The following is an 18,165-nucleotide window of genomic DNA, read 5'->3' as shown; positions in this document are numbered from 1 at the left end:
GTGTTGTCCGTTGCTTTTTATTTTTTGATGCGACTGTTTCTCTTACTACGTATAGAGCATTGCTACAGCTTGTTATTTGCTTTGCTTTGTTGTGAGAGAAATAGTTAAGTGTCTATTTTATTGGCTGCTGATATTGGTTGGCAACTATTTATACCGATGAAAATTAGCGATGTTATAGCCCCCGCTGCCACTCCTCCCTAAGGGGAATTAACCCCGGCTTATTAATAGCCGTATCAAGTATCTCTAACAGCTTTGCTTTATCTTTGCCTAGGGTGCCTTTTAACACTAAGTAGTTAGAGGCGTGATCGCTGCGGAATATGGTTTTGTCTAATTCCAGCTGGCTAATAAAGCTGCGCATTTCCTCAAACAATTCACTTTGATTAAGCTTGCGCCATTGGCCCTTAAAGTTTTTGGCAAAACGTTGGTCGCCGTTGGGTAGCTCTAATACCAGCATGCTTAAAAAATTGGGTTGCGCTTCGTTCATTAGCCTAGCAGAGTTTTTAGCATGTTGGGCGCTGTAGTTCGGGCCGCCTATGCCGTTTAATATCATCACCGAGCTGGTCATGCCTGCTTGCTTAATTTTTTTCAGGGCCGAGAGCGAGCTTTGATAGTCTTCGCCTTTTTCTATTAGCCCTAATAGTTCATCGTCACCGGTTTCGCAGCCTACATACATATAATCCAGCCCCAGCTCTCGCAGGGTGGTTAACTCGGCTACGCTTTTGTTTTTTAGGTTACGGGGCAGGCAGTAGGCCGATACGCGTCGCACGTTGGGGTAGTGTTGTTTGATGGTGGTGAGTATTTCCGTTAAGCGGCGTACCGATAAGGTCATGGCGTCGCCATCGGCTAAAAATACACGGTCTACCGGGTAGCCATCGTTAGCTAAGGCGAGTAGCTCTTGTTCTATTTCTGCTATGGGTTTGACGGTGAATTTCTTTTGCGGCGCGGTATACATATCGCAAAAGGTGCAATTGTTCCAAGAGCAGCCATTGCTGACTTGCAAAATCAGCGAACGCGCTTCACTGGGTGGGCGAAAAACCGGTTGTATATAATCTAGTGGGTACATAGTTGTGTGTGGCTATTGCGTAAAAGAGGATGATTTTAGTGTGTATGCCTAGGCAGTGCCAGTGATATTACTGCGGTGCAGATGATGAGCGCGCAGGAGGCTAGCAAGCAGGCGATAAAGCCATGCTGCATATAGAGGTAGCCCGAAGCCAAGGTGCCGAATAAGCGTCCTAGGGCATTGGCCATATAATAAAAGCCTACATCCAGTGATGCGCCATCGGCCTTGGCGTAGTGCACAATTAAAAAACTGTGCACTGATGAGTTAATGGCGAATAAAAAGCCAAACAGCATTAAGCCGATAATTGTCAGCGTTTGCGGGGCGATGTGGCTAGTCAGTGCTAGTGCTAATAAGCTGGGTGCTAATAGTAATAGGCTGGCCCATTTGAGCGCGGCTTTACCGTCGGGGGCTGCGGCGGTTTTTTTATGGCCGGTAAGCCGCGGGCTAAAGCCCTGGATAACGCCATAGGCGATAATCCAGCTGGCGATAAAGGCACCCACCTGCCAGTGGTTCCAAGCTAGTTCGCTGGCCAGGTACACCGGCAGGGCCACGGCAAACCAAACATCCCGCGAGGCAAATAAACATAGTCGCGCTGCCGATAAAATATTCACCGCGCGGCTAGTGGAAAATATTTCGCGAAACTTAGGCTTATAACTGGCGCGGCCTAAGTCCTGCTTTAATAAAAATAGGCTGGCTATACACACTAGCATTAAACAGCTCACCATGATTACAATGGCGTAGTGAAAGCCAAAGGCTGCAAGCAAGGCTGCGCCTAGAAAAAAGCCCACACCTTTTAAACTATTTTTGGAGCCGGTTAATAGCGCCACCCATTGATAGAGTTTGCCTTCGGCATTGCTGGGTATTAATTGTTTAATCGCGCTTTTAGCACTCATTTTATTGAGGTCTTTGGCTATGCCCGATAATGCCTGTGCGGCCATTACCCAAGCTACCGTTAATAGCTCATTGGGCACTAGTAGCATGCTCAGTGCGGCTACCTGTAACAGTAAGCCGCCATGCATGGTTTTGTTTAAACCAAAGCGCGCGCCCAACCAACCGCCTAGTAGATTGGTGACTACGCCAAAAAACTCATAAAACAAAAATAAAAACGCGATAGCCAAGGCATCATAACCCAACTGATAAAAGTGCAGCACAATAAGCATGCGCAAAGCACCGTCAGTTAGGGTAAAGGCCCAGTAGTTGGCGGTAATAAACAGATACTGCTGCAGGGTTGGGTTGCTTTGTTTGAGTGTTGTTAGGTGTTTTAACATAAGTTTTTTTAAAAAAGTCGCTAGTTAACAGTTCCTAGTTGCTAGAAAAAGGGAAGAGTCGCTAGTTAAAAGTTCCTAGTCGCTAGAAAAAACGGAAGATAGTCGTTGACAGTAGGTGGGCTGTCGGCAGAATTTTATCGACTATCGACTATCGACTATCGACTATCGACTATCGACTATCGACTATCGACTATCGACTATCGACTATCGACTATCGACTATCGACTATCNGACTATCGACTATCGACTATCGACTATCGACTATCGACTATCGACTATCGACTATCGACTATCGACTATCGACTATCGACTATCGACTATCGACTTATCCATAGCGCCTATTTTGTAGACTAATTCAGCACAGCGGTTGGCGTAGCCCCATTCATTGTCATACCAAAGAAACAGTTTTAACTGGCTGCCGTTAACCACCAAGGTATGGTCGGCATCGACTATGCAAGAGCGCGGGTCGGTTTTGTAATCTATAGATACCAGCGGCCTTTCTTCGTAGCCCAAAATGTTTTTTAGCTCACCTAGCGCGGCTTGTTTAAATAAATTATTCACTTCTTCGCTAGTGACGTCTCTGGCCATTTCAAACACGCAGTCGGTGAGTGAGGCGTTAGTGAGTGGTACGCGCACGGCGTGGCCATCTATCTTGCCTTTTAGCTCGGGGAAGATATGGCTAATGGCCGTGGCCGAGCCGGTGGTGGTGGGGATTAAGCTAGAGCCGCAGGCACGGGCACGACGCAGGTCGTCGTGAGGTGCATCCAGAATGGTTTGGGAATTGGTGAGTGAGTGTATGGTGGTTATAGAGCCGTGTTTAATGCCTATATTATCCATCAACACTTTCACCGCTGGCGCGAGGCAGTTGGTGGTGCAAGAGGCGGCGGTGACTATGGGGTGCAGGGCGGGGTCGTAGAGGTGATCGTTAACGCCCATAACTATATTGAGTACGCCGTCTTCCTTAACCGGCGCGCTCACTACCACCCGTTTTACCCCTAGCTCTAAATAGGCTTGTAATAGCGCTTGTTTTTTCATTTTTCCTGAGCAATCTATGACTACATCGCACTGTGACCAGTCGGTGTCAGCTATGGCTTTATTGCGGCTGATGCTGATGCTGTGCTCACCTATCTGTATGTGGTTATCTCGGCTGCTGGCCTCGTGCTGCCAGCGGCCATGCACCGAGTCAAAGTTGAGTAAATGGGCGAGCGTGGCGGCGTCGCCGGCCGGCTCGTTGATGTGGATAAATTCCAGTTCGGGGTTATCCCAACCTGCTCTTAAGCTTAAACGGCCCATGCGGCCAAAGCCGTTGATACCTATTTTAATCGTCATGCTGTTACTCCTTAAAAATCAGCAGCAGCTCAGCTTGCGCTCTGGCCTGCTGCCCATGGCCTGCAGCCGTTGGCTGTGGGGGGCAATAAAACGGGGGTTGGCTAGTCGTGTTTGTCTGAGTACGGTGAGTGCCCAGCTGGGCAGCGTGGGGCTGAGTTGATAAAACACCCACTGGCCCTGGCGTCTATCGTTGAGTATGCCTGCTGCCCGCAATTGTGCGAGGTGGCGCGATATCTTGGGCTGGCTCTCGGCCAGCGCGGTTACCAGCTCGCACACACACAGCTCTTGCTCTTGATCAATAAGCATTAGGCTGCGCAGGCGAGTTTCCTCGGCTAGGCATTTGTGAAACTCTACGGGGCCCATACGTTGCTCCGGCATAGGGTAGTGATATGTGAAAATCTGTATATATGCTATTCCATATATTTAGGCCTAACAAGGCTTATTACCGGCAATTGTTTGATGCTTATCAACCTTGCCGCTATCTGTGCAAAAAAGATCAGCCATTTGGGGTAATCTCGCTTGCTCTCAATAGGGTTTGCATTAATAATAATGCGAATGATTGTTAATTAGATTTAGGAGCTATGCTCTTGGTCATTCGGGCTGCTCACATGATGACATTAAACCAACTTAACATTGGTCAACTAGCGACTATCCATGATGTACATAGTGGCAATGCCTTAGTGCGTCTTTGTGATGCCTTGGGCTTGATACCCGGCGCGCCGGTGACTGTGTTACGCCGTGCCCGCGGCAAAGGCCCTATGCAAATTAAAAGCATGGGCACGCTCTATGCCATACGCAGCGACGATGCTGAGTATATTAATGTTGAGGTAGCGTAATCGCTGTGAAAGAACTCGCGATTATAGGTAGCCCTAACTGCGGCAAAACCACCATATTCAACCGCCTAACCGGCACCCGTCAGCGCACCGGCAATTGGCCTGGCGTTACCGTTGAGCGTAAGGATGGCCGCCTGCAATTGGCTGGCCAGCAGCTTAACGTGGTAGATCTGCCCGGTGTTTATTCACTGCACGATGATATTCAGGGCATAGATGCCCGCGTTGCTCACCAATACCTCAGTGAGCAAAGCCCAGAGTTGGTGTTAATGGCGCTGGATGCCACCCGCCTACCTAGGCAGTTGGCCTTATTGCCCGACTTGCTAGCCATGGGCAAGCCCATTTTACTTATCGTTAATATGCTAGATACCGCTGCCGCCGAAGGCATCAAGGTGAACCTAGCTGAATTGCGCAAACAAACGAGGCTGCCAGTCGTGGGGGTAACCGCCTCTACCGGTGAGGGTTTTGAGCAGCTAAAAGATGCCATAGCCAGTTTGCTGGTGGCCTACCCCGCACTGCCCAAAGCTGTCGATATAAAAGCCACTGCCGCGGCCTGTTATGTTGAAAATCATGGCGTGACCCGCACTGAACGCATAGACCACTGGATGCTACACCCCTTATTGGCGCTGCCTATTTTTTTGGTAGTGATGTATTTGCTGTTTACTATCTCGGTCAATTTAGGCGCAGTATTTATCGATTTCTTCGATATTGTGCTGGGCAGTATTTTTGTAGAAACACCCCGTTGGTTACTGGCTAGCGTGGGGGCGCCGGCTTGGTTGCAGGCCTTTGTGGCCGACGGCGTGGGCGGGGGTATACAGTTAGTGGGTACTTTCATACCCACTATCGGTTGCCTGTACTTGTGTATGTCGGTGCTGGAAGATTCCGGCTACTTATCGCGCGCGGCTTTTGTGATAGACCGCATGATGGCCAAAATAGGCCTACCCGGCCAGGCCTTTATCCCACTGATAATTGGCTTTGGCTGTAACGTGCCAGCGGTAATGGCTTCAAGGGCTCTGGGGCAAGTAAGCGCTCGCTTAACCACTATTTTTATCGCCCCATTTATGTCCTGTGGGGCACGTTTATCGGTGTATGTATTTGTGGGTACAGCGTTCTTCCCCAGCCAAGCGCAAAACGCCATTTTTGCCCTGTATCTATTGGGTATATTAGTGGCCATAGCGTCGGCCTGGATTTTACGCCGCTCGTTATTCTCGAATGTGGAGGCGGCCAATATCAGCGAAATGCCTGCTTACCATAAGCCTCTGCTGCGTAATGTTCTAATGCAAACTTGGCATAGGCTGTCGTCTTTCACCTGGCGTGCCGGTAAGCGCATAGTGGCGGTAGTTATCATTATTAATGTGGTGTCCTCATTTGGCTCTGATGGCAGCTGGGGCAATCAAAATACAGAAAACTCAGCGCTGTCGGCGCTGGGCAAAACCTTAACGCCCATGTTTACTCCTATAGGTATAGGTGAAGAGAACTGGCCGGCAACGGTGGGGTTATTTACCGGTCTATTCGCTAAAGAAGTGGTGGTGGGCACCTTGGATACCTTATATGCGCCGCCAGCAGTACAGGCGCAGGCGCAGCTTACTATGCCTAATTATGGCGCTGATGTACTTGCGGCTTTGGCTACCTTGGTGGAAAACACCGCGGGCTTAGTGACAGCCTTTACCGATCCGCTGAAAATTGCCTCCTCTCAGGAAGAAATTGCTGACCAGCAACCTAATAGTTACCAGGCCATGCAAAGCTTGTTTCCTTCGGCCTGGGGGGCGTTTTGTTACCTAGTGTTTATTTTATTGTATGCCCCTTGCGTGGCCACTATAGGGGTGATGCAAAAAGAAGCAGGGCAGCTGTGGTTGAGCTTTTCGGTAGTGTGGAGCTTGCTATTGTCTTATTGGTTGGCTTCTAATTTATGGCATGTAGCTTGGCTGATAGCGGCACCCGTGATGGCATGTAGCTGGATTATAGGCTCTAGCGCGCTGCTGTATGTGGCGTATAAACTCATCATGGCGCAAATGCGGCGCGGTATGCGCGATCAAATCCCGGTTGTTAATTTATAACGGTGGCTTGAGTCAAAAAAGTTCAGGGGAAAGGCGTTATTTTTACTATTTACTATTGATAATCATTCTCACTACCATTACTATTCCCGCATCTTATTAATGTAACTCATAGGGGAGTTCACCATCCATGTTTAAGCAAACTATCTTAGCGGCGGCTATTACTGCCGCAGCTGTTTCCGCCCAAGCTGCTGACACCTTACCCAGCACTGCGGATATGTGGAAAGTTATCCAAGAGCAACAACAAGAAATTAAAGTGCTTAAAGGCCAGATACAACAAACTGAAACCAAAGTGGCCGCTACTGCCGATGCTGTTGAACAATCAGCTAGTGGTAAGGTATCAAAAATGGCCGAGTGGGTAGAGAAAACTACAATCGGTGGTTACGGTGAGCATCACTTTAACCATTTTGAAGATAAAGATGATCAGGTTGATGCTCATCGCTTTGTGATGTATTTGTCACACCAGTTTTCTGATGATGTACGCTTCTTCTCTGAAATTGAGCTAGAGCACAGCATTGCTGGTGAAGGCCAAGCAGGTGAAGTTGAGTTAGAGCAAGCCTATATAGAGTGGGATTACACCCAAGGCCATAGTGTACAAATCGGTCAGTTCTTAATTCCTGTAGGTATTATGAACGAAACTCACGAGCCCGATACCTTTTACGGCACCGAGCGTAACTTGGTTGAAGCAAAAGTTATCCCCGCTACGTGGTGGGAAACTGGCGTGATGTTTAACGGTGAAATCGCCCCCGGCCTATCCTATAGTGCTGCGCTACACAGCGGTTTAAATGACGAGGACGCCAACATTCGCAGCGGCCGCCAAAAGTCAGCTAAAGCCAATGCCGAAGATCTAGCCTACACGGGTCGCATCAAGTACACCGGCATACAAGGTTTAGAGTTGGGTGCAACCGTGCAGTATCAAGAAGATATTTCTCAGGGTGCAGTGGCAACAGCTGATGCCCTGTTAACGGAGCTACACGCTATCTATACCGTACAAGCGTTCACTGTACGCGCCTTATGGGCCGAGTGGGATGTAGACGGTGACGTTTTTGAAACCACTGGCCGGGACTCACAAGAAGGTTGGTACATAGAGCCCTCTTATAAAGTGACTGAAAAGTTAGGCGTATTTGCTCGTTACAGCGAATACAACAACGAAGCCGGTTTAAGCGCCACCATAGATTATGAAATATGGGACTACGGTGTTAACTACTGGTTAACGCCTACCGTGGTGTTAAAAGCGGATTACACCGACTATGTTAATGACAATACTGGCGACACCGATGGTGATGCCTTCAACCTAGGTTTAGGTTGGTCATTCTAAGTTTAGTAGACGAATACCCTGGGGCGCATTGCGCCCCTTTTGAGTTTTTATGAAAGTATTTATAGCCGTGTTGCTGCTATTGCTAAGCAGCATTAGTTGGGCGCAAAAAGGGCAGTTTATTAGCGTGGCTGATTATCAGGCGCGCTTTTTTGCCGATGATACCGCTTGGCAAACTCTGTGGGTGGATAAAGCCTTACGGGATGATGTTGAGCGGTTACTGGGGCGGCGCTTTAGCACCTTGCGGCTGCGCTACTGGGGTGATCAACAGCGCACCGGCTGGGTGTTGGAAGAGATAGGCAAAGAGTACCCCATTACCGTAGGGGTAGTGGTTGATGCCGGTAAAATTATCGACCTCAGTATTTTGGAGTACCGCGAAAGCCGTGGCGGTGAAGTACGTTATCCTTTTTTTACCCAGCAATTTAACCAGGTGGCCTTGGCTGCGCAGTCACAACCTAGGCTGGATAAGTCTATAGATGGTATTACCGGCGCGACATTGTCCGTGCGCGCATTGAAAAAAATCGCTACACTCGCACTCTTTTTGCATCAACAGACGCCTTTTAATCAGCCCGTCAGCGAGGGCCAGTAAGCGCAGCCATCATGAAACTATCACTGTTGCAGTATAAAACTCTCAGGCCCTGGCTGTGGCGTTGGCACAGACGCGCAGGCTTAACGGCATTGTTAGTGGTGTTGTTAGTGACGGTGACGGGCTTATTGCTTAATCACACCTCAGAGTTAGCGCTGGGCAAGGCTGCGGTTAATAACCAGCGCCTGCTTGCCTATTACGGCATACAGACGCCTAGCTTAAAATCGTTTGCGGTTCATGACGATTGGTTGAGTGGTGACGATAAATCACAGTTGTATTTAAATGCACGGCATATAGCTGAATGTCAGCAATCATTACTGACTGCCGTGGCTTATCAGGGCTATTACTGGTTAGCCTGCCAACAGCAAGTGCTGCTGGTAAACCCGCAAGGCGAGGTGGTGGATAGTCTCAGCGCTGCTTATGGTTTGCCCGTACCTATAGTTGCGTTTGGCCTATGCGGTGAGCAACTCTGTTTGGCCACCGCCAAGCGCAGTTTTGTGATAGACACCCAGCAGTTTAGTTTTACCCCGGTGGAAAATATGCGCCCCAGTGCCAATAAGGCACAGCCATTACCGGTGGCTATAGAGCAGGCTATTATCCGCGCTTATAGAGGCCAAGGCCTGTCGTGGGAACGGGTATTATTAGATTTGCACAGCGGTCGCCTGTTTGGTCATGGCGGTGTCTGGGTGGTGGATATTGCCGCTGTTTTATTATTGTTTTTATCCTTATCCGGTTTTGTGTTGTGGTATCAACAGCGCAGCAAAAAGAAAGCTCGCCAAGCCGATTAATGGCCTTGCGATAAAGTCTGTAGTTATAGAGGTAAGTCGTTTTGTTAAAAGTTATACGTTTAGTGTTAGGTTATATCATCGTCGCCATCAGTTTTATCACCAGCCCGCGCAAAGCCAAACGCCCAGTAGAGCAGCAAGCCCAGGTTAACAAAGTGGCCGAGGGTTTAACTCTGTATCAATTTTATGCCTGCCCTTTCTGCGTCAAAGTACGCCGCGCTATGCGCCGGTTAAATATTCCTGTGGCTACTCTTAATGCCCAACAAGCTGAGCATAAAACTGCGCTATTAGAAGGCGGCGGTAGGGTGAAAGTGCCCTGTTTACGTATTGTAGAAAATGGCAGCAGTCAGTGGCTGTATGAATCTAAAGAGATTGTTGCTTACTTAGAGCAGCGCTGCGCGTAGTCCTTACGGGCAGGTTTTTAACGACCATACTTATGCTTGTAATTTTTGCTGGTGGCTTTCGCTTGTAGCAATAATGGGTATTGCTGAAACTCGCTGGCCAGCCACAGCATTAATAAGTGTGGCCAAGGCTAGGCCCACGGTATGGGTGTAAGCGCTATAGTCTATCCTCATCCGGCCCAGATGATTTATATGGGTAGCCAGCTAACTTAGGCTTTGCGCAAACGTCGCTATAATTAATAGCGGGCAAACCACTCTTACATACCAAGGCCATATTTTCCAAAATAGGCTGCTCTCTATCGCCGCATTACCTTGCTTTAATTCTTGCAATAGCGCGTTACGTTGCAGTATCCAGCCCGCAAAAATACAAAACATAATGCCCAGTAAGGGTTCGCTGTATTTGGTGGTTAGGTCTATAACAAAAACAAATAGCAGATCAAAGTTAAAAATAATCAACACGCTAATAGCCAGGCAGGCGCTGCCCATAATTAGGGTGGCGGCCAAGCGGCTGAGGCGAGTTTTTTCTACTGCTGTCGATACCGGCACCTCCAGCATAGAAATAGATGAGGTAACAGCCGCTATGCTCATCAAGGCAAAAAAGGCTATGGCCACCCATAAGCCGGTGTTACCCATGGCAGTAAACAACGACGGTAGCACTTGAAAAATTAAGCCTGGCCCAGCAATTAACTCACCTGCCTCATTAAATATCACCGAGCCATTGTGTTGCGCCACATAAACGGCGGGGATAATAAGCAAGCCCGCAGTGAAGGCTATGGCTAGATCTACGCAGGTGACTATGGCGCCTAGTTTGGGTAGGTTTTCATTTTTATCCACATAGGAGCCATAAATCAGCATGGTGCCCACACCCAGTGACAATGAAAAAAAGGCCTGGCCCAGCGCGCTAATGAGTAAGCTGGGCTTGAGCACCTGACTAAGATCGGGCAGTAGGTAAACTTTTAAACCGGTCATGGCCCCAGGCTGGGTAAACACATAGGCGATAAGTAAGACTAATAAAACCATCAATATAGGCATTAGGCGGCTGGACCATTTTTCTATGCCGCCCTCTATGCCGCTGGCAATAATACTCATGGTTAAACCGGCAAAAATAACACTGCCCATTAAGTCGCGCGTGATAGAGCTGGTGATTAACCACTGGCTGACGGTAGTCATGCCTGCCACATTGGCAATGCCATGGCCTAGGTGGGATAGCATCCAGCCAGCCACGATAGTGTAAAAGCTGAGAATTAACCCCGCTAATATGACCCCGTAATAACCTACACCTTTACCGATAAAGGAGGTGATTGGGTTGCTACTTAAAGAGCCTAACGCGGTGACGACATTGGCGCGGGCGTGGCGGCCTATAATTAACTCGGCCATTAACGCCGGGTAGGCTAATAAAAAAGCCAGCACAAAATACACCAATACAAAGGCAGCGCCGCCATTGCTGGCGGTTTGGGTGGGGAAGCCCCAAACATTACCCAAGCCTACCGCTGAGCCCGCAGCGGCCATAATAAAACCAAAGCGCGATGAAAACTGGCCTCTAGCTGTACTCATAGGGTGTTCCTGTAAAAAGAGTCATTGTTATTATTTAGCCAAACAGGGCCGCGCCAAAGAATTTTTGCGCCACGGTGTTGATAAAAATAACCAAGAGTATTAATGGGATGAACGTTGCTAACGAGAAGTTAATATAGCGTTCAGTCCAGGAATTTTTAAAATGCCTATCGCCTGTTTCAACTTCATCATTAAAACCTTTTTTCCAGCGATAGCGTACAAATAAGCACACTAATAAACCGTTAAGCGGCAAAATGGTTTCGTAAAAAACATCGACCACTACATCAAAAAAAGATTTGTTAGTGTCTGCATATTCGATAAAACTGCTAAGCCAGCCCACCATGCCAAAAGATACAGCGCAGGCTATAGTAAACAAGGCCATAGCCACATTGAGGCGTATTAAGGCGGTTTTACGTGGTAACTGTAGGCTGTCGATTAAGCTAGAGGTAGGCACTTCGGTAATAGAAACCATAGAGGTAATAGCGGCAAAAAAGACTAATAAGAAGAAGGTGGCGGCTACTGCACTGGCGCCTACATAGCCTATCAGTGTTTGCAGCTCTAAGAAGATTTGCGGTAAGAAAGAAAATATCATGCTTACCGAAGAGTTGCTGAGCTGTGAGGTGTCGGTATTGGGGTGTAGGGCAAAAATAGCTGGTAGCACTAATAAACCTGCACAAAAGGCTACGGCGGTATCGGTAAGGGCGATGAGTTTCGCGCTGGTGGTGATGCTTTCTTTTTGGTTAACGTAGGAGCCGTAGGTAATTAAAATACCCATGCCCAGTGATAAAGAGAAAAAGGCTTGTGATAACGCGCCATTAACCACTTTTGCGTCTATCTTGCTGAAGTCGGGGATTAAATAATAACGCACGCCAGCCCAAGCGTTGTCGAGAGTTAATACAAATATCACCAAGCCTATAAGCATAATAAATAAAGCCGGCATCATGATTTTAGCGGCTCGCTCTATACCGTTTTTAACACCGCTTAATAAAATGACATTCAATAAACCCGCCACCACCACTAAATAGAGAAAAATAACCTTGCTGTTAATAAATTGGCCGAAGGTTTCAGCTTGTGCCAACGTATCTAAGTTGCCGCTCAGTATTTCTACAAAGTAGCCAAATATCCATACCGTAATCACCATATAAAAAACGGCAATCATAAAAGGGGTAATAAAGGCGAGTAGGCCGGCTATTTGCCACAGAGAGTCGCTGCCCGCTTGTTTGCGATAGGCGCCTATAGGGTCTTTTTGGGTGTTTCTACCCAGGCTGAGTTCAGCCACCATTACCGGCAGGCAGACAAAGGCAACAAAGAAGGCGTAAATTAATAAAAAAGCGCCACCGCCATTTTTGGTTGCGGCAACGGGGAAGCCTACCAAGTTGCCTATGCCTACCGCTGAGCCAGCAGCTGCCAGAATAAACCCTATACGGGAACCAAATTGTTCGCGGGAGCTAGTCATGCCTTCTCTCTTTTTATTTCGATAGTAACGTCTGGAAGCAATTATCCACCGATAATAACAAGCTTTGTGAAGGCTTACCTTAAAAAAACTACCACCGTTTTGGTTGATATCTGCACAGGTGATTAAAAAATAGGCCGCAGCCATGCTGTCGTTAGTTTTTTATATAAAAGATATCTTGATATAAATCAGTGCATTTATATGTAGTTAATAGAATTAGGTAAATATACGGATGTTATTATTGATAAAAGTTAATGAAAATAAGCACTTACTTAATATTTGAGCGCCACGTAGCTATGCGAAATAACCTGCCTATCAGCGATACTGAATATGACTTGCACGATGAAGACGTGTTGATATCGACCACCACCACTAAGGGGGTGATTACCTCTATCAACGATGACTTTATTCGGGTATCGGGTTTTGAGGAGCAGGAGCTGTTGGGGCAGGCGCATAATATAGTGCGCCACCCCGATATGCCGCATGCCGCGTTTAAAGATTTATGGTCTGTAATCGCAGGCGATAAGCCGTGGATGGGCTTGGTGAAAAACCGTTGTAAGAACGGCGATCACTACTATGTGGATGCTTATATCACACCTATATACCAGCAGGGCAAGGTGACGGGCTACCAATCAGTAAGAGTTAAAGCCGATCCCGTGGTGACTGCTAGAGCTAAGCAGCGGTATCAAGAGCTGAAGAGTAACAAGCGTCCATGGCTGCATTCGTTGCGGCCGCGCAACTTGTCCTTTCGCTCAAAGGCAGCTGTATTTGCTTTGCTGGTGGCTGCACCGGCCATAGCTGCTGTTGTTGTGGGCGGCAGTATCTGGGTGGCGGTTATAACGCTAGGCCTGGCGCTGGGCTTGAGTCAGTGTTTGGTGCAGCCGTTAATTGCTATGGCTACACAGTCTAAAGCTATTTTTAACGATGAGTTGACCAAGGCGGTGTACAGCGGACGAGAAGATGAGCTGGGCCAGTTAGATTTAGTGATCAAAGCGCAGCGTGCCCAAAATCGGACTATTTTGGGGCGTGTCAGGCAAGCCTCCCAAACCTTATTGGCGGTTACCGAGTCTACCCAAGCAATCGTAGAGAGAACCACAGTAGGGGTGGGGCGGCAACAGCAAGAGGTAGAGCTGGTCGCTACCGCCATGCATGAAATGTCGGCCACGGTAAACGAAGTGGCTAGTAGTTCTGAGGCTACATCGCAGGCCTCACAGCAAGTGCTAGCGCAAACCGAGCAGGGCGAAAAACTGGTGGCTGCGGCTATTAATGATATAGATACCCTAGCCAAGTCAGTGGATAGCGCCACTCAAGTCATAGAGGCGTTAAAGCAAGATAGTGAGAAAATTGGCTCAGTGGTTGATGTGATTAGCAATATAGCCAGAGAAACCAATTTACTGGCTCTCAACGCCGCCATAGAGGCTGCTCGGGCCGGTGAGCAGGGTAGGGGCTTTGCGGTGGTAGCTGATGAAGTGCGCAACCTTGCTAGCAATACTCAGAACTCCACCGATGAAATACAGCAAATGATTAAGCGCATACAGCAAACCGCAGTGCAGGCGGTAGAGGCCATGGATGCCGGCAAGCAATTAGCCTACAAAAGTGTGCAGCAAATCGAATCAGTCGGTGACGCTTTTGGAGGCATTAGTGCTGGGGTGAGTCAAATTAGCGATATGAACTACCAAGTTGCCGCGGCCTCGGAAGAGCAGAGTATGGTTAGCGAAGAGATTAATCGTAATATGGTTAACATCATGGCCTTGGCGAACGATACCCATGAGAACGCTCAGCAAACCACCGCTGCCAGCCAGCAATTAACCCGTTTGGCTCACGATATGGGGTTAATGGTGCAGCAGTTTGGCAAAGTGTAAACGCACAACAGTGTGCGTAGATAACAGCTAGTGCTTACAGAATGTTGAATGCGGTAAGCACTCTAAACACACCCAAGCCTGATACAGTTAATACCACGGCAATACCTAATAGGTTTGCCAACAGATTGTTGGTGTAGCTGCCCAGCAGATTATTTTTGTTCATCACTATCAATAAAAACACCGCCACTACCGGTAGTAAAAAACCATTAGCCGCCTGTGCAAAAAGAATCGCGCTAATGGGGCTGGTACCTAAGGCCGCGGCCGTGGTGCCCGAGAGTAAAACCAGCGCCCAAATACTTTTAAAGCGTCTATTGCTTAAATCTAACGGCCAACCCATAGCACCGCTAACGGCGTAGGCAGCGGCCAGCGGTGAGGCTATTGCGCTGGTTAGGCCTGCAGCTAATAGGCCTATAGCAAAAAAATACTTGGCGTAGCTGCCCAGTAAAGGCTCTAGTTGTTGCGAAATAGTTGCGGCGGTAAATTCGCTGTCGCTGCCATAAAAAGCGGTGGCGGCGGTGGTGACTATAGCTAAAGTGATTAAGCCGCCCAAGCCTATGGCATAGGCATTATCTTTGCGGGATTCTTTTAGTGCTTCAGCAGCGGGCATGTCGGCGGGCCATTTTTCTTGCACGGTGCTGGAGTGTAAAAATAAATTATAAGGCACCACGGTGGTGCCTATTAGGGCTATAACCGTCAGCATGGAGCCTGTCGGTATACTGGGTTGGGTTAGGCCGCGAAATATACTGCCTACATCGGGCTGTATGACTAGGGCGGTAACGATAAAAACAAAACTCATAATCACCACCATCAACATTAGCCCTTTTTCTATTAAGGCATATTTACCTATCGCTAATATTGAAAAAGCACTAAGCCCCACCACTAAGGCCCAGACATTAATAGGTAGTGTTGTGATGGCGGCCAAGCCCATGGCAGCACCAGCGATATTACCCGATTCATAGGCGGCATTACCAAAACCTATGGCTACGATTACCATAATACTGGCGGCAATATTAAAAGCCGGTAATTGAAAGCTAGTGCGCAGTGCCTGAGCAAGATTTTTTCTGGCGACTAAACCCAGTCGCGATGCCATCTCTTGCAATATCAGGGTGGCGATAATAGAAAATGCTAAAGCCCACATCAGTGTGTAGCCATAATTCGCGCCGGCTTTACTGGCCGTGGTGACGGTGCCGGGGCCTATAAAGGCGGCCATAACTAATAAACCGGGGCCAAAGCGTTTCATGGTATTACCTTGTGGAATGCTGTGCGCTGTGGGTATGTGCCCACAGGGTGTATTGTTTTATAGGTCGCAAAACCGGGGCTGGTTCTGCTTCTTTAACAAACTCAGTAAGTCGGCCTCGCTTAAGGGTTTGCTGAGATAGTAGCCTTGTAAATAGTCACAACCTAATTGTATGAGATAGTCTAACTGCTGTTGGGTTTCTACGCCTTCGGCGACCGTTTTTAATCCGTATATTCTGGATATACTGACAATGATTTCTAACATGGAATGGTCTTTGTCGTCTTGATTACTTAATGCGGCGACAAAACTTCTATCAATTTTTAAGTGGTCGACAGGGTAGTGTATTAATTGGTTAAAGGCAGTATAGCCAGTGCCGAAATCATCCAGGGACAAGCTTACGCCCAGCGCTTTTAAGTCGTTTAATACTTGTATGCTATTTTTGTCATAGGCTACGAGCGAAGTTTCTGTTACTTCTAAGTCAATTTGCTTAGGATCTATATCGTATTTTTTTATTAACGCAGCAACTTTTTTCGGGAAATCTTTATTGTGTAGCTCCACCGATGACATATTAATACTAAAGGTTTTCTGGTAATTAATGGTGTCATTAAATTCTTTCAATTTACGCAGCGCTTGATCTATTACCCATAAGTCTATTTTTTTAATTAGGCCGGTGGATTCAGCAACAGGAATAAATTTTTCAGGACCGCATTTGTTAAGCATGGCGTTCGAGGAGCGCAATAAGACCTCTAGGCTCTCTATAGTCAATGAATCACTGTTATAAATAGGCATAAACATAAGGTAAAACTGCTTATTTTCCAGCGAGTAAATCAGTTCATCCTCTATATCTATTTTTTCCTTCATGGCATCGGCAATTTTTTTGGTAAAAAACTGATAGCAGTTTCTACCGGCAGATTTGGCTTGGTACATAGCCGCATCGGCATGCCGCATTAACTCAGATACTTCTACGCCATCATCAGGGGTAATGGCTATGCCTATGCTGGCTTTAACATTATGCTTCTGCTTGCCTACGGTAAAGCCGCCTTTAAATAGTTCTAAAATTCGGTTGGCGACTATGGCTGCAGTATCTGGCGTGGAGTTGGCCAACACTACGGCAAATTCATCGCCTGCTAGGCGGGCTACTGCGCTCTCTTGAGGGACTCGAGAGCATGCATCGGTGCTGCGTATGGATTCTAATAAACGGTCGCTAAATTCTATGAGTAGTTGGTCGCCAACATCGTGGCCGTAGTGGTCATTGACTTGCTTGAAATTGTCTAAATCTATATAGAGTATGGCTAGAGGCTCTTCTTGGTATAGCGATCGGGTTAAGGCTCTAGCGAAGCTGTTTTTAAAGCTGGCTCTATTAGCTAGGTTGGTTAAGGAATCATATTGAGCCAGGTTTTCCACTTCCACCAAAAGTTTGGCATAGGCATTGTTGAGCTCTGCTACCTCGTCATTTCCCTGCTGGGTTTCTAGGGTGGATTTTTTACCACTGCGAACTTGATTGGTTAGTTTGAGTACAGGGTTAATAATTTGCCTGTGTATCAGTGATAGCAGCGATGAGTATGAAAACAAAATCAAAGCTATAGTTAAAAACCACTGATTGTTTTTTTGCTCCTTTAATTGTTGGCCTATAAATTCATCAGATATCGTCACTTCTTTTTCAAATAGAGGGTGAGTTAAGTTGGCAGAGATAATTCTTTTACTTTTACCTAAGGTGATAGTTGGAGTGATATTACTTTGATCGGGGTTGTTATTAATGTTGAGGTTTGTATGGTAGTGGTTAGCAAATTCTTCTTGTAAGGCAGGGGTGCCTAGGCGGATAAAATCCATGTTAATAATAATTAAAAAATAGCTAACTTTGTTTTCATTTTTGTGCCTGCGCGAGCCGGTTGATAAAAATTCTGAGCTAAAAGTATGTAGCCGGGCCAAGTGCACTTGCCCCGCTTCACTGGTAAATAAGAATGATTCTTTAGAGGCTAGTTTATGGGCGGGTTTATCTAGCCAATGCTGCTGTTGTTTAGGTATAAGGGGGAGTTTAGGTTCAGCAAAGAGCTCTCTTTCGTCAGCGGAAAACAGAATGTCGCCTTCGGCATTAATAATTTGTAGGCTGACTAGCCCCGGCATAAAGCTGCGTACTTGTTCGCGCTGTTTGTTCAGTAAACTGTCTAGGGCATCGTAGAGTACATGTACCGAGGGGTCGACTATGTAATTGGCATATTCATGGCTATTAACCATTTGTGAAAAGATAGAGTCGGCTAAGTTAGTCTCATAATTAATGCGATAAAGGCTATTGGTAAGGGTTTGCTCTAGCTGTTGCTCATACACTAGGCGCGCCTGATCCTCCATGGTAGTGTTGAGTATCTCGGTGGTAATAATAAAGACACCAGCGATAACCGGTAGCAGAATTACATTAATACGTCGCGTGAGTTTCATA

Annotated in this window: 15 protein-coding genes; 7 read left to right on the top strand and 8 right to left on the bottom strand. The window is 47.3% G+C overall.

Features of this window, described 5'->3' with window-relative positions; all coding sequences use genetic code 11:
• Window positions 1-172 precede the first annotated feature (172 nt).
• The 4 genes from B067_RS0114750 to B067_RS0114735 all read right to left on the bottom strand — a co-directional run bounded on the left by B067_RS0114750 (window position 173) and on the right by B067_RS0114735 (window position 4,020).
• Window positions 173-1,063 carry a radical SAM protein gene (locus B067_RS0114750; protein ID WP_019530859.1) on the bottom strand — a complete coding sequence of 297 codons (891 nt, stop codon included), beginning with the start codon at window positions 1,061-1,063 and terminating at the stop codon, window positions 173-175.
• 35 nt (window positions 1,064-1,098) lie between these two features.
• The gene (gene arsJ / locus B067_RS0114745) at window positions 1,099-2,328 is read right to left on the bottom strand and encodes an organoarsenical effux MFS transporter ArsJ (RefSeq protein WP_019530858.1); all 1,230 of its coding nucleotides are present in this window, start codon (window positions 2,326-2,328) and stop codon (window positions 1,099-1,101) included.
• A gap of 303 nt (window positions 2,329-2,631) precedes the next feature.
• The gene (locus B067_RS0114740; protein ID WP_019530857.1) at window positions 2,632-3,657 is read right to left on the bottom strand and encodes an ArsJ-associated glyceraldehyde-3-phosphate dehydrogenase; all 1,026 of its coding nucleotides are present in this window, start codon (window positions 3,655-3,657) and stop codon (window positions 2,632-2,634) included.
• Between the two features lie 18 nt (window positions 3,658-3,675).
• On the bottom strand, window positions 3,676-4,020 hold the full coding sequence (locus B067_RS0114735) for a metalloregulator ArsR/SmtB family transcription factor (RefSeq protein ID WP_026244695.1): 345 nt from the start codon (window positions 4,018-4,020) through the stop codon (window positions 3,676-3,678).
• Window positions 4,021-4,265: 245 nt separating this feature from the next.
• On the opposite strand from B067_RS0114735, the gene B067_RS0114730 reads away from it, so the two are divergent.
• From B067_RS0114730 to B067_RS0114705, 6 genes are all read left to right on the top strand, one after another.
• Window positions 4,266-4,493 carry a FeoA family protein gene (locus tag B067_RS0114730; protein ID WP_240472870.1) on the top strand — a complete coding sequence of 76 codons (228 nt, stop codon included), beginning with the start codon at window positions 4,266-4,268 and terminating at the stop codon, window positions 4,491-4,493.
• Window positions 4,494-4,498: 5 nt separating this feature from the next.
• Entirely contained in the window at window positions 4,499-6,544 is a 2,046-nt protein-coding gene (gene feoB, locus B067_RS0114725) for a ferrous iron transport protein B (RefSeq protein ID WP_019530854.1), read from the top strand.
• Window positions 6,545-6,671: 127 nt separating this feature from the next.
• Window positions 6,672-7,859 (top strand): porin, encoded by a 1,188-nt coding sequence (locus B067_RS0114720; protein WP_019530853.1) that lies wholly within the window; start codon window positions 6,672-6,674, stop codon window positions 7,857-7,859.
• 49 nt (window positions 7,860-7,908) lie between these two features.
• Window positions 7,909-8,445: an FMN-binding protein gene (locus B067_RS0114715; RefSeq protein ID WP_019530852.1), complete on the top strand. Its 537-nt coding sequence runs from the start codon at window positions 7,909-7,911 to the stop codon at window positions 8,443-8,445.
• 11 nt (window positions 8,446-8,456) lie between these two features.
• Window positions 8,457-9,230 carry a PepSY-associated TM helix domain-containing protein gene (locus tag B067_RS0114710; RefSeq protein ID WP_019530851.1) on the top strand — a complete coding sequence of 258 codons (774 nt, stop codon included), beginning with the start codon at window positions 8,457-8,459 and terminating at the stop codon, window positions 9,228-9,230.
• A 41-nt stretch (window positions 9,231-9,271) separates the two neighbouring features.
• Complete coding sequence (locus B067_RS0114705) at window positions 9,272-9,631, top strand: glutathione S-transferase N-terminal domain-containing protein (protein ID WP_019530850.1); 360 nt, start codon at window positions 9,272-9,274, stop codon at window positions 9,629-9,631.
• Between the two features lie 201 nt (window positions 9,632-9,832).
• Here B067_RS0114705 and B067_RS0114695 read toward each other — a convergent pair whose 3' ends face one another.
• The gene (locus B067_RS0114695; RefSeq protein WP_019530848.1) at window positions 9,833-11,182 is read right to left on the bottom strand and encodes a sodium-dependent transporter; all 1,350 of its coding nucleotides are present in this window, start codon (window positions 11,180-11,182) and stop codon (window positions 9,833-9,835) included.
• 34 nt (window positions 11,183-11,216) lie between these two features.
• Window positions 11,217-12,635: a sodium-dependent transporter gene (locus B067_RS0114690; protein WP_026244694.1), complete on the bottom strand. Its 1,419-nt coding sequence runs from the start codon at window positions 12,633-12,635 to the stop codon at window positions 11,217-11,219.
• A gap of 293 nt (window positions 12,636-12,928) precedes the next feature.
• Here B067_RS0114690 and B067_RS0114685 point away from each other — a divergent pair, with 293 nt between their 5' ends.
• Window positions 12,929-14,494, top strand: a complete 1,566-nt coding sequence (locus tag B067_RS0114685; RefSeq protein ID WP_026244693.1) for a methyl-accepting chemotaxis protein — start codon at window positions 12,929-12,931, stop codon at window positions 14,492-14,494.
• A 34-nt stretch (window positions 14,495-14,528) separates the two neighbouring features.
• Here B067_RS0114685 and B067_RS0114680 read toward each other — a convergent pair whose 3' ends face one another.
• Together B067_RS0114680 and B067_RS21415 are read right to left on the bottom strand one after the other, a co-directional pair.
• Window positions 14,529-15,734, bottom strand: a complete 1,206-nt coding sequence (locus B067_RS0114680; protein ID WP_019530845.1) for an Nramp family divalent metal transporter — start codon at window positions 15,732-15,734, stop codon at window positions 14,529-14,531.
• 57 nt (window positions 15,735-15,791) lie between these two features.
• Window positions 15,792-18,164, bottom strand: coding sequence for a putative bifunctional diguanylate cyclase/phosphodiesterase (locus B067_RS21415; RefSeq protein WP_019530844.1), 2,373 nt, complete (start codon window positions 18,162-18,164; stop codon window positions 15,792-15,794).
• Window position 18,165 lies beyond the last annotated feature (1 nt).

The organism is Dasania marina DSM 21967, assembly GCF_000373485.1.
In the GTDB taxonomy this organism is placed as follows: domain Bacteria; phylum Pseudomonadota; class Gammaproteobacteria; order Pseudomonadales; family Dasaniaceae; genus Dasania; species Dasania marina.
Note: the sequence above shows the minus strand (reverse complement) of the source record. Positions and strands in the feature narration are given on the sequence as shown.